Origin of the sequence: Leptolyngbya sp. NK1-12 (genome assembly GCF_032598965.1) — a bacterium.
Classification (GTDB): domain Bacteria; phylum Cyanobacteriota; class Cyanobacteriia; order Elainellales; family Elainellaceae; genus Elainella.
Genome location: NZ_CP053586.1, coordinates 4,277,468 through 4,290,407 on the forward strand (window position 1 = coordinate 4,277,468; position 12,940 = coordinate 4,290,407).

At 51.3% G+C, this 12,940-nt stretch carries 10 protein-coding genes; 3 read left to right on the forward strand and 7 right to left on the reverse strand.

Translation table 11 applies throughout. The features are described from left to right. Positions 1-12 precede the first annotated feature (12 nt). Together HJG54_RS18200 and HJG54_RS18205 are read right to left on the reverse strand one after the other, a co-directional pair. Positions 13-993 carry an ABC transporter ATP-binding protein gene (locus HJG54_RS18200; RefSeq protein WP_316430463.1) on the reverse strand — a complete coding sequence of 327 codons (981 nt, stop codon included), beginning with the start codon at positions 991-993 and terminating at the stop codon, positions 13-15. A 95-nt stretch (positions 994-1,088) separates the two neighbouring features. Beyond that, complete coding sequence (locus HJG54_RS18205) at positions 1,089-2,390, reverse strand: glutamate-5-semialdehyde dehydrogenase (RefSeq protein ID WP_316430465.1); 1,302 nt, start codon at positions 2,388-2,390, stop codon at positions 1,089-1,091. A 181-nt stretch (positions 2,391-2,571) separates the two neighbouring features. Between HJG54_RS18205 and HJG54_RS18210 the strand changes: the two genes are divergently transcribed. Beyond that, complete coding sequence (locus tag HJG54_RS18210; RefSeq protein WP_316430466.1) at positions 2,572-2,946, forward strand: hypothetical protein; 375 nt, start codon at positions 2,572-2,574, stop codon at positions 2,944-2,946. Positions 2,947-3,112: 166 nt separating this feature from the next. Here the strand turns inward: HJG54_RS18210 and HJG54_RS18215 are convergent, their stop codons facing one another. Further along, the gene (locus tag HJG54_RS18215) at positions 3,113-3,709 is read right to left on the reverse strand and encodes a CP12 domain-containing protein (RefSeq protein WP_316430468.1); all 597 of its coding nucleotides are present in this window, start codon (positions 3,707-3,709) and stop codon (positions 3,113-3,115) included. Between the two features lie 296 nt (positions 3,710-4,005). On the opposite strand from HJG54_RS18215, the gene HJG54_RS18220 reads away from it, so the two are divergent. Next, the gene (locus HJG54_RS18220; protein ID WP_316430470.1) at positions 4,006-7,827 is read left to right on the forward strand and encodes an Ig-like domain-containing protein; all 3,822 of its coding nucleotides are present in this window, start codon (positions 4,006-4,008) and stop codon (positions 7,825-7,827) included. A gap of 59 nt (positions 7,828-7,886) precedes the next feature. Here HJG54_RS18220 and HJG54_RS18225 read toward each other — a convergent pair whose 3' ends face one another. From HJG54_RS18225 to HJG54_RS18240, 4 genes are all read right to left on the reverse strand, one after another. Beyond that, positions 7,887-8,414, reverse strand: a complete 528-nt coding sequence (locus tag HJG54_RS18225) for an NUDIX domain-containing protein (protein ID WP_316430472.1) — start codon at positions 8,412-8,414, stop codon at positions 7,887-7,889. Next, on the reverse strand, positions 8,407-9,765 hold the full coding sequence (accC, locus tag HJG54_RS18230; RefSeq protein WP_036006463.1) for an acetyl-CoA carboxylase biotin carboxylase subunit: 1,359 nt from the start codon (positions 9,763-9,765) through the stop codon (positions 8,407-8,409). Before accC ends, HJG54_RS18225 begins: the two co-directional genes overlap by 8 nt. A gap of 185 nt (positions 9,766-9,950) precedes the next feature. After that, positions 9,951-10,577 (reverse strand): LysE family translocator, encoded by a 627-nt coding sequence (locus HJG54_RS18235; RefSeq protein ID WP_035997243.1) that lies wholly within the window; start codon positions 10,575-10,577, stop codon positions 9,951-9,953. A gap of 279 nt (positions 10,578-10,856) precedes the next feature. After that, on the reverse strand, positions 10,857-11,573 hold the full coding sequence (locus tag HJG54_RS18240) for a heme oxygenase (biliverdin-producing) (protein ID WP_316430473.1): 717 nt from the start codon (positions 11,571-11,573) through the stop codon (positions 10,857-10,859). A 450-nt stretch (positions 11,574-12,023) separates the two neighbouring features. Here HJG54_RS18240 and HJG54_RS18245 point away from each other — a divergent pair, with 450 nt between their 5' ends. Then, positions 12,024-12,890: a lipid kinase gene (locus tag HJG54_RS18245; RefSeq protein ID WP_316430475.1), complete on the forward strand. Its 867-nt coding sequence runs from the start codon at positions 12,024-12,026 to the stop codon at positions 12,888-12,890. Positions 12,891-12,940 lie beyond the last annotated feature (50 nt).

Consider the following 12,940-nt stretch of genomic DNA (forward strand, 5'->3'; position numbering starts at 1 on the left):
TTACTCTCGCTATTACTCACTGGCATGTAGACCCCGTTGACGCAGTTGCTGCACAAAGAATTCTTCTAACGAGGGGCGAGCCAAGTTCATGCCGATTAGTTGCGCACCCATGAGTTGCAAACTGGCAAAAAAATCCTGCGGATCGCCTTTGAGATGCCCCTGCCAGTGGTTGTCCTGAAACTCCAGGTCGGGAATCCAGCGGCGCAGGATCTCTGGGTTGCCATTGCGGATTTTTACCTGATATAGGTCAGCCGTGCCCAGCAGTTCCTGAAGTGAACCGATGCACAGCAACTCGCCCCGTGCCAAAATTGCTACCCGATCGCAAATTTTCTCTACATCAGACAGCACATGGCTGTTGAAAAAAATCGTTTTGCCCTGGGATTTGAGCGCCAGAATAATTTCCCGCATTTGGTAGCGCCCCAGCGGATCGAGGCCAGACATCGGCTCATCCAAAAACACAACCTGCGGGTCGTTAATTAACGCCTGGGCCATACCGATTCGTTGCAGCATCCCCTTCGAGTACTGCCGTAGTTGCTTTTTCCGCGCTGCCGACTGCGCCAAGCCAACCAAATCCAACAGTTCGGGAATACGCCGCCGCTGCACTTCTAGCGGAATTTGAAACAACCCAGCAGCATACCTAAGAAACTCCCAGCCGGTCAGGAAATCGTAGAAATAGGGATTTTCAGGTAGATAACCAATCTGGCTCTTGACACTGCGATCCCCCAGTGGCTTGCCCAGCAGCATACCCCGACCCGATGTAGGCCGAATAATCCCCAGCAGGGTTTTCAGCAAGGTAGTTTTACCCGCTCCGTTCTGCCCCAACAGCCCAAACGTCTCGCCTTGGTAAACCTCTAGACTACAATTTTGCAGCGACACCACTTTTTGGTTCAACCAAAAGCCAGTTCGGTAAACCTTACGTAGCCCATAGGTTTGGACAACGGCTAGACGTTCAGTTTTAGCGGGTTCTAGAGGCTGAGACAGCGTACCCATCATAGAATCGCCTGACTGCGAAGATGAACCCCTATATTTTGCCCGTTTTTTGCCCGTCTGATGAATCGATTCCGGCCAGCTTCTGAGATCGATCAGCTTCACAGATCCCGATGGGTAAAGGCTTTAGCAGCGGCTCCGCTGTAGGTGGCTACAACATGCCCATCGCCCATCAGCTTATATTTGTAGGTGACTAACCCTTCCAAACCTACTGGACCACGAGGCGGCATTTTTTGTGTACTGATGCCTACTTCTGCCCCAAAACCGTAGCGGAATCCATCTGCAAACCGAGTCGAGCAGTTGTGAAAAACGCCCGCTGCATCTACTTGGGCCATGAATTCTGCCGCTGCCTGAAGATTTTCCGTGACAATCGCCTCAGTATGGCGAGAGCCGTAGGTATTGATGTGCTCAACGGCCTCGGTCAGCGAGTCCACAAGCTTGATCGACAGAATCAAATCGCTATATTCGGTGGACCAGTCGGCTGCGGTTGCTGCAATCGCATCGATGAGTTCGCAGGTTGATTGGTCGCCGCGTAGCTCGACTTCCTTCGCTTGCAGAGCCGCCGCCACCTGAGGCAAAAAGGCAGCTGCGACAGCCCGATGCACCAGCAGCGTTTCAATCGTATTGCAGGCAGAGGGATACTGGGTTTTGGCATCTACCGCAATCGTGACGGCTTTTTCCAAATCGGCAGCCTGATCAATATAAAGGTGGCAGATTCCATCTGCATGGCCCAACACCGGGATGCGTGTATTCTCCTGCACAAATCGCACAAAGGAATTAGAACCTCGCGGAATAATTAAATCTACATACTGGTCTAGGCGCAATAGCTCTAGGGTTTCTTCACGAGTGGTTAGCAGCCGCACGACTGCCGGATTGATGCCCACTTGCGTCAACCCTTGATGAATTGCCTTGACCAGAGCCTCGCAGGAGCGGACCGCTTCTTTGCCGCCCTTGAGAATCACGCCGTTTCCTGATTTGATTGCCAACGATGCGATCTGCACCACCGCATCCGGACGCGCTTCAAAAATTACGCCCAGCACACCCAATGGACAGGAAACCCGCTGCAGAACCAGGCCATCATCCAGTTCCCGATGAATTTGTACCGCCCCAAGCGGATCGGGCAGGCGGCCCACATCGCGCACGCCAGCAATCGCGCCCTTGAGTTTATCGGCATCCAGCTTCAGCCGCCCGTAAAGCGAGCGAGACAAGCCTTCCTGTAGGGCCATTTCACAGTCGGTCTGGTTGGCCGCCAAAATCTCAGGGGTTGCTGCTTCTAGCGCTTGAGCAATCGCCTCGATCGCCTGATTGCGATCTGCAAGCGACAAAATCGCCAGTTTGCGAGCGGCCTCACGGGTTTGCTGGGCCAGTGTGGTTAGGGCAGAAGAGAGAATCTGGGCTGTCATGGTCAGGAATACGCAAATACAACGGCTGAAGCTAATCTCAATTTTGACGGATTCACGGTTAAAATATGCTACCCAATCCGGCTATTTCTTAAAAAGTTGCTTTTTCGGCGGATGCCAAATCAGCATCCTAGCGGGAGACAACGTTATAGGTAATTCTAAGCAGCGTTGTGGAGATCAAGCTATGGAGACTTCTACTGTATCACCTGTGTCGCTAGAAGCGGGTTTACTGGCCCTATCCCAAGGGCAACACTCGCAGGCCGTTGGCATTCTAGAAGCGTTTTGCCACGACTGTGCTGTGAACGACCAACTCACCTCTAGAGACTACTTACGCGCCCAGATGCATTTAATCGAAATTTACGAGCAGAATGGACAGTCCGAACGAGCACTCAGCCTCTGTCACCATCTGATCAACTGTTCTAACGCCCAAGTTCAAATTTGGGCCATGCAGCGGTTAAAGTCGATTACTCAAGCAACAACTGCGGCGGCTAAACCCCCTGCCCCCTTCGCAGGATTTACAGTTTTGAGCAAATTAGCTCAACGGTTTCGTTTTGCTTAGCACAGATTCATTCGTGCTTTTTCACTACAGATTCAACCGGGTTAAATCTAACTTTAAATCTAGCTGTAGAACAGTAGAGATGTTCAATTCAACTAATAAGTCAGCTTAGTTCAGCAGCTTAGTTCAACAGATCATCTCTACTCAAATTGCCACTAATCGCTAAACCCTAGTTGTCGTAGATCCTGGCTTCCAGAGCATCGGGGTTTTCTTCACAATAGAGTTCAAAGGCCGTTTTGCCAACGAAAACTTGATCTGCCTTTTGATGGGCTGCTTCGGCTTGCAGCTCTTCCACCTCATCCCACGCTACAGCACATTCCGGTGAGGTTGCTCCTTTCTCAGCACAAATGGCACGGGCCTGCTCAATTGCCGCTTCAATTCGCTGCTCTAGTAGAATTTCCTTCGGCTGTTCGACAAAATCGCCCTTGGTTAGGATGTCGCGGATGGTGATGATACCCAACAAGTCGCTCTGAATCACTGGAGCTTGATGGATGCCTGTGTTGGCAAACAATCTCGCCACATACTCCACACCCAAATCGGGATTCACTACGATACAGGGCTTGGTCATAATGTCACAAACGCGGATACGCTTCGTATCTTTACCGTAGGCTGTAACTTTATAGACCACGTCCGTTTCAGTCAGAATGCCATAGGCGTCCTGATCATGACGACGATTCACAATTAAGGCATGCACCCCTTTTTCTCGCATCAGCTTTACGGCATCTGCCACGGTAGCAGACCCTCGGATCGTGATCGCTTCAGACATCACATCCGCTGCTTTTAGCATCACTTACCCCCGCAATAATTTGTAACACCGCTCTACATTGTCGCCCAAATCGGGTCGCACGATCGTCTGAATCAACCGGTCAAATCGTCCGCGATTCTCCCCAGTTAGGCAGCGATCCGGCCAATTTTCTCGGCAGTATTACGGTGAACGGAGTTGCAGAGAACCGTATAAAACCGGACATGAAGCCCCCACTGGTTGAAGCAGGCCCATTTTGCGCCTGGGGCAGCACTGTCAACTCAATTTCATCTATTTGATTAGCTGATCTTCTGTGATCTATGAACACCACCCTGTCCACCCATCGTCACGCTCTACCTAGCCGGTCATCTACTGCTCAAAAGCCGATTTTGGTGATCATTGACCCCCATGTAACTGCTGCTGATCAGTTAGCCGCAGGCGTTACACCAGAAGCAGCCGCAATTGTGCTCGATCCAACTCGCGATGGTGTCCTGCAAATCACAGAAGCGCTGCAAGCTCACACCGATATCATCAGCCTGCATATTATCTGCCACGCTGAACCGGGTTGTTTGCTTCTTGGCAACACCCAACTGAGCTTAGCCACCGTCGAACGCTATGCTTGGGATTTGCAATCCTGGTTCTCCCACCCGTTCTCAACCGCCCAGCCCCCAACGCTGCTGCTCTATGGCTGCCACGTCGCGGCTGGTGCAACTGGAGCCGAATTTCTAGAACAGCTGCATCAATTCACGGGAGCTGGCATTGCCGCATCTAAAACCTTAACCGGAAGCGCAGCCTTAGGAGGAAACTGGGAATTGGAGGAATCGATTGGCCCAGTTGACAAAACTCTGGCCCTACAACCGCAGATTTTGGAGAACTATCCTGCCACCTTAGCAAGCATCACAGGCAAGGTATGGAGTGATTGGGATGGGGACGGAGTTCAAGATGCGATGGAGCCTGAGTTAGAAGGTGTGACCGTTTACCTGGATGCAGATAAAAATGGTCAGCTAGATACGGGTGAGACCTCAACCGTCACTGATGCGAACGGCATCTATATGTTTACCGGCTTAGTTGCTGGAACCTATAGCATTGCCCAAGTGCTTCAGCCTGGCTGGCAGCAAACCTCTCCGCTCACGGCTTCGAGTATTCCAGGTGTTTCAGGGTTCCGTGACGCTGACGCTGATGCAGGCGATCGGCTTGAACCCACTGGTGATGGCATTGCCTTAGCAGGCTATACAGCGGCTAAAACGGCCAACGCAGCAGCGATTGTGCTGGGCAATTCAAAGCGTACTCTGGTGAACGGCTTCTCGGTTGACGCAGCCTTGGTGGATTCAGAAGGCTTGGCTTTAGCAACCCAAGAAATTCAGCTCCTCAGCAGTGGGGTGAGCAGCGTTCTGATCTATCACGCCCTACAAGGAGAGACAGAAACCCTTTTCCAAACTGCTGCCACAAATCTGGGACTCACGCCTCAAATTTATTCCAGTGCAACGATGGCAGGGTTTGAGGCCGCCGTTACCGCAGCAGATCCCAACAGCACTCTGATCATTGTTACGGCTGAAACCGATGCTCCCAATTTCACAGGGCTGATCGACTATGTCAATGCAGGGGGGCGCGCCATCCTGCACTTCTCGAACTTGGATGGCAATGCAGCTCTGGCATCAGCGTTTAAGGTGACAACGGTTGGAGAGCGCTCCTCATCCGAACCGATTTACAGTTGGGCTACGAACACGACAACCGTAGCGGCAGAAGCAACAGCAACCCTGGATTTTGGCACCCTGATTCCCAACACTGCCCCCGCATCTGCGGATAAAACCCTCAGCATCAATGAAGACGAGATCTATACCTTTCAAGCCTCCGACTTTGCCTTTATTGATACTGACAATGGCGACCGCTTGCAGAAGGTACAGATTACCCGCTTGCCCAGTGCCGGGGGGCTGTTTTTTGACAGCGACGAAAACAATATCCTCGATGGCGGTGAGGTCGTTGCCCTGAATCAAGAAATTCTCACGGCTGATCTAGCCAAGCTGAAATTCCGCCCTGCGGCTAACGGTAACGGTACGGGCTACGCCACGTTCAACTTCAAAATTAGCGACGGCAGAGCCTACAGCAGTGCCCAGACCATGAGCATTGATGTAACGGCTCAACCCGATGCGCCCATCATCACAACCGGAGTGACTACAACCGTCAAGATGGACGAGGACAACTCGCCCACAATCTTTGATTTAACCCTCAATGCCACCGATGCTGAGAACGATCCCCTCACCTGGACGATCAAAACCGCAGCAATTCATGGCACAGCCAGCATCGACAGTAATGGTAAAGTCAGCTACATCCCCAATCCCAACTACAACGGTACGGATAGCTTTGAGGTTGAGGTTAGTGACGGCAACGGCGGTAGCGATACGATCACCGTTGAGGTAGAGATTGCACCTCAGCAGGACGCACCCACCGCTCAAGATAGCAAACTCGAAATTGCCGAAAACAGTATTTACACCTTCAAGTCAGGCGACTTCTCCTTTAGCGATGTCGATTCGGAAGACAGCCTGCAAGCCGTTCAGATTACCTCTCTGCCCAGCGCCGGTACGCTGCTTTATGATGGCCAAGTCGTCCAGATCAATCAAACCATTGCGGTGGCAGATCTTGGCAAGCTGACCTTTGCTCCTACTGGGGATGACAACGGCCAAGATTACGCCAGTTTCACATTCAAAGTTAGCGATGGCAAGACCTACAGCGCTCAAGCCTATACACTCAGTTTTGATGTAATTGATGATCCAGACAGCCCGATCATCGCGGAAGGAGATGCCATCACTGTCGTTATGGACGAAGACGGCACCCCAAAAGGATTTGATCTGACCCTAAGCGCCACGGATGCCGATAACGAGCCGCTGTTTTGGACAGTTCAAATGGGTGCAGCCTACGGCACGGTGGGAGTGGCCGATACAGGCAAAGTTAGCTATGTTCCAGTAGCCAACTACAACGGTATCGATCGCTTTGAGATCGCTGTCAGCGACAGTAGTGGCAACAGCGATCTGATTACTGTCGATGTTCAGATCACAGCTCAAAACGACGCACCCACGACCCAGAGCAATACCGTTACCATCCCTGAAAATCAGACCTACACCTTCAAGGCCAGCGATTTTCCCTTTGCCGATGTGGATGGAGACACCCTCAAAACCATCAGAATCACGAAGCTGGAAACGGCAGGGGAACTGTTTTTGGATGCCAACCGCAACAATACAATCGATGCCAACGAGTCCATCAGCCTGAATCAACGCATTGCCGTCGCTGCTCTAGCCACACTCAAGTTTCAACCAGCTCCAGCTAGCAGCGGTATCCCCTATGCCCAGTTCAACTTCCAAGTGGGTGATGGCAAAGCACTCAGCAGCCAGGCCACAATGTTCATCAACGTTACCGCTGCCAACCAACCCCTCCAGCCCCTAATTGTACCGCCTCCGTCTGGACCAGTCGTTCGTGGCGAAACCGGCCAAGCCTTACCAGCAATCCAATTCCGTCAGACCAGAGCAGGAGTGAAGCTTAGAGGCAGCAATCGAGCTGAAATTCTTCAGGGCACACCGTTCCGTGACGTGATTTTTGGCAATGGCGGGGATGACAAAATTTTCCCCGGATTTCGCAAAGAGCGATTCGGCAATGACCGGGTGCTTGGCGGTAAAGGCAATGATTTGATCAACGGTGGCAAAGGCAACGACTGGCTCGAAGGGAACGCTGGCAACGACCGCATCATTGGCAGCAAAGGTCGGGACCAAATTGATGGCGGGGATGGCAACGATACTCTGTTGGGCGGTAAAGGTGATGATGTGATTACAGGCGGTACAGGGAACGATGTCCTGGTTGGCGGCAAAGGACGCGACATGTTTGTCTACAGCGCCGTCAGTCAGGGCAACGATCGGATCAAAGACTTTAACCCAAGCGAAGACCTGTTGGATTTGCGCGGTATTTTTCAGCAGGGCTATCCAGGAGAAACCAGCCTTGCTCGATATCAGCAGTTCGTGCAAGTGGAGCAGGTGGAAACTGGGTTAGCTGTCAAAGTCGATGTAGATGGGACGGGTAACCGCTTTGAGCTACTGGCAACCCTCGAGAATCTGACTCCGGCAGACCTCAACGCCAAAAACTTTGTGATTGCTTAACTGTAATTGCTTGACTGCGATTGCTTAACTCGCAGGACGCTAATTGATCAGTCCCAGGGCTATCCAGTTCCGCCAGCCCATTCTCCTCGGCCATTGACTTGCAATGCTCGATAGTCTCGATATTTCTGCAAAATCTTTTGCGTCGAGTCAGAAATTTTGATCTCATCGCCCGGTCGGTAAAACTGGATGACTTTGATCTCTTGCCTGGGCGTTGGTACTCCCTCGGCCTCGATTAGAAACACCTGATGGTAATTGCGGTTGTATTGAGCGCCCCGCTTACGCACGTCCCCTAGATGGCTAAACAGGTATTTAGCCGAATAGGCACACAGTCCGGTTTCTTCGTGCAGTTCCCGAATCGCGGCCTGGATGTCTAACTCGCTTTTATTGGCAGCCCCACCCGGTAACGAAAAGCGAACTCCATCTTCTGAGACCAGCAGAATGCCCAGATCGGATTCGACCAGGGCTGTCCCTCGACGGCGGGTGTAGATGCGCGACGCCTTAAGTTTCTGACCATCTTCTTCCAGAAACGGTTCTGGTCGATGAAACACAGCCGCCAATCTAGCCCCAAGCCGGTGAAAGTTATCCATCTTTCGGTCGCATCATCACCTGTTCCACAAAGTTGGTGTAAACCTCACCTTCTACAAATTCTGGCGTATCTAAAATGCGCTGATGAAAGCCAATGGTGGTAGGCACTCCTGTAATGGCAAATTCTCGCAGGGCGCGACGCATGCGGTTGATTGCGGTGGGTCGGTCATGGCCCCAAACAATCAGCTTACCGATGAGCGAATCATAGTAGGGAGGAATCTCATAATCAGTATAAACATGAGAATCCATTCGCACACCTGGACCGCCGGGAGGCAGATAGCCACTAATTCGCCCGGGATGGGGTCGAAAGTTATGGTCAGGATCTTCGGCGTTAATCCGGCATTCAATTGCGTGGCCGCGAAACTGCACCTGTTCTTGGGTGAGATGCAGCCGTTCCCCTTGCGCGATCCGGAGTTGCTCTGCGATCAGGTCGAGGCCGGTAATCATCTCGGTGACGGGGTGTTCCACCTGGATGCGGGTATTCATCTCCATGAAATAGAAACTGCCCGATCGATCCAGCAAAAATTCGACGGTTCCCGCTCCGACATAGTTGATGCTCTGGGCCGCTCGCACGGCAGCAGCTCCCATTTTTTGGCGCAATTCTGGCGTCAGCGCTGGGCTGGGTGCTTCTTCTAGCAGTTTTTGATGACGGCGCTGGATCGAACAATCCCGCTCACCTAGGTAGATCACATTCCCGTGGCTATCGGCTAACACCTGCACTTCAATGTGGCGAGGTCGCTCAATAAATTTTTCCAGGTATACGCCCGCATTGCCAAAGGCTGCTTCGGCTTCGCCTTGGGCTGCCAGGAAGGATTTCACCAATTCTTCTTCACTTCGCACCAAGCGCATGCCCCGCCCGCCGCCGCCCGCCGTTGCCTTGATAATCACCGGATAGCCAATTTGCTGTGCGATGGTCAGCGCTTCCTTCTCGTCGGTTAGCAAACCTTCGCTGCCTGGGATCGTCGGCACACCAATGCGCTGCATCGTTTCTTTAGCAGTGGATTTGTCACCCATTGAACGGATCGCGTCAGGGCTGGGACCGATAAACACGATTTGGTGATCGGCACAGATCTCAGCAAAGCGAGCATTTTCTGCTAAGAAGCCGTAACCAGGATGAATAGCCGTTGCATTGCGGGTTAGGGCAGCAGCGATGATGTTGGGAATGTTGAGATAGCTCTTGCTGCTAGGAGGTTCCCCAATGCAAACAGCTTCATCTGCCAACTGAACATGAAGGGCGTGACGATCAATGGTGGAATGGACAGCAACGGTTGCAATCCCCATCTCCTCACAGGTACGGAGGATTCGTAACGCAATTTCCCCTCGATTGGCAATTAAAACTTTGTCGAAACGCATCGTCCAGTTCGGCATTTGAAGGAATGGCGATCGATTACCTGCTTCGAGTTACCCTGAAGGATCCGGATCGAGCAAAACAAGAGCCGTGCCACCGCTCTAGTCGCCTAATAGCCAATGGCCTGAGAGCGAATAGAAGAGCAAGTCGGCAGGTAAAGACCAGGAACTCATCCTATCATGCAGCATGATTACTTCTGCTCGGCCAAAGCTACATAAGCTCCTAAGCCAATCATGGAACAGCCTGAGAAAGTACGCTGCCGCTGTCTAAACCGACGATGGCTTTGAAAGTAACTGCCCAAAGGCCCCGCAAAGGCGGCTACAATTACATCCACCGTAAAGTTAAAGCTGATTGTAATTAGCCCCAACAACAGAAACTGAAGCAGCGTATTGCTAGAGGGGTCAACGAACTGGGGAATAAAGGCCAGGAAAAACAACCCGGTTTTGGGGTTGAGGATTTCGGTGACAATTCCTTGGTACAGGGCACGTTGGTTACCACTGCCACGGGAGTTGATTGAATGCAGCAACTCCCGCCGACTCAGTAACATCCGCATGCCTAAATAAATCAAATAGGCTGCCCCAGCATACTTAACCACGCTGAATGCCACAGCAGAAGCCATCAAAACCGCCGATAGTCCAATCGCCGCTGCCAAAACGTGGAAGAATCCACCGATAAAGGTTCCCAGCGCAGAGACTAGTCCTTCTTGCCGACCACCGTGCAAACTGCGCGTTAGGACATAAAGCATTCCAGGTCCGGGCGTAATGCTGAGAATGAACGCAGCGGTGAGAAACAAACTGAAAGCAGCAAAGTTAGGCATTTGAATTCAGTAACTTGATTCGTTAATTTGATTGTTAGTCTGATCTGAAGAAGCGGGTTTCAAGCCTGGTTGGCTGACAAGTGTTGAGTTTCGACTGTCAGGCAGTCAGATCTGAGGCTAAGTGACCGAATGAAAGCCGATTTTTCAATCATAGCGGCTAAAACAATGGTTTAAAACCATTGAGCTGGTGATCAGAATCAGAAAGCGAGGATGGGTGTCTCCCCAATTTCCAACCCCGACCCCAGCTCTAAGCTAGAGAATCAGCGATGGGTGAAGTGATTATTCAGCCGGTACCAACTCGGTGCTGCCGCGAGTGCGACGACGGGTCAAGCTGTTGTAGAGCATCTGACCAATTGCTTTGATCAAGCTACCTTCTAGCTCTTTGAACATCTTCATGTTCATTCCAAAGGCGTCGATTGCTTCCTGCACAATCTTATCCGCTGTGGCATCATCGATTGGCATTTCATCCAAGTTAGCCCGATACTTAGCCTTGAAGCCTTTCTCATCGGAAATTTGCTCGAACTCGTAGAAAGCCGTTCCCTCGCCTTCGCCCAAATTCATCGCTTTTTGAGCAATTTTCTTCAGGATTTGGCCACCAGACAAATCGCCGATGTAGCGCGTGTAGGAATGAGCCACCAGCAGTTCTGGCGCGGTGTTACCAACTTCTCGAATCCGAGCTACATACTCTTTCGTGGCCGCAGAAGGGGCAATCTGATCGCGCCAATTGTTGCCAAAGTAGTAGTGCAGATCTTGCTCTAGAGTGGCCTTGCGGTGCAGTTCTGGAAAGTAGATTTTAGAAACCACCGGGTGCTCGCGATGGCGTTCCATTTCTTCTTCCATTGCAGAGTAGACATAGTAAAAGTTGGCCGCTAGCTTCCGATAGGAAGCCTTTTCCACAACGCCCTTGAGGAAACACTTGATAAAGCCCATGTTCTCAGCAGCGGTATGAGCTTTTTTGGTTCCTTCGCGCAATTTAGTTGCTAGATTACTGGTCATGCTAAAGGTCCTATCCCAACGTTGATTGATGATTTGTCGATTTGGCGTCTCAGCACTCAAAGGATTTGGTACTTTGGTTATTGTCCTTGAAGCAGCACTGAATCCCATCCAAAATTTTCCTCAGCTTTGGCCTTTACAAACCGCTGACGAATCTTTTAGATAGGTCTTAACAAACAGCAGATGCACCGGAAAAAGTACACCTAAATTGTTACAGTAGACTGATTTGATGAGCGTTTGTGTTAAAAATTCTTACGCGAAAGTATGATCGGCAATGAAGGGCAAGGCTCCCAGAGCTGCTAGGATGTTTGCCAAACCAGGCTTCAGCGCCATAATTGGGCTGACAATTGTATTTATCATTTGAGTCAATTGCAATTCATCTATTTAACATTTAGTTACGCTCGCGCTTAACTGGAATCAGAACCCAAAATCGCAAGCAACCTACAAAAACACGTGAAACGGGCCTTACTCCTGATTAACCCCCATGCGCGACAAGGTGATCTTGCCCGCCAGCAAGCACAGCATGAGCTAACCACCCAAGGCTTTACCCTGCTGGAGGAATCCGCAGAGGTACCTGAACGCTTACCCCAACTCATTTGCCAGTATCGGGAACAGATTGACCTAGTGATTGTGGGAGGCGGTGACGGCACCATTAATGCCGCTATTGAAGGTTTGCTAGAAACTCAGTTGCCGTTAGGCGTGCTGCCACTAGGAACAGCTAACAATTTAGCCCGCTCGCTCAACATCCCCAGTCATTTACCCAGCGCCTGCCGCCTAATTGCTGCGGGCAAGCTGCAACCAATCGATTTGGGTTGGGTGAACGGAGAATATTTTTTCAACGTGGCAGGTATGGGATTGAGTGCCCAAATTAACCGTCAAGTTCCGAAAGGTTTAAAGCGACGTTGGGGGGTCATTGCCTATGGGCTAACAGCTCTGAAGCTGATCCATCAGCAGCCCCGCTTTCAAGCACGAATCCGCTGCAACGGCAAAGTCGTGCCGGTCGAAACGTTTCAAATCACGATCTGCAACGGACGCTATTACGGCAGTGGTCTTCCAGTTGCTCCCGATGCTGCGATTGATGACAGCCGGCTTGATTTGTGCAGCCTAGAAGTTAAACACTGGTGGCAAGCCTTCTCTTTGCTACCGGCCCTCAGCCAAGGCCGTTTTTCTCCAGGAAAGGGCGTTCGCACCTGGCAAGGACAAATCATCGAGATTGATGCCGAGCCGCCCCAACTGATTGATACAGATGGTGAAATTGTGACTCAAACTCCAGCAACGTTTCGGGTAATTCCCCAGGCGATCAAGGTAATTGCAGGCTAAACCTAACAGGTATTCCGTCTGTTCTAGGTTTAATGTTTAATTTTGCCTAT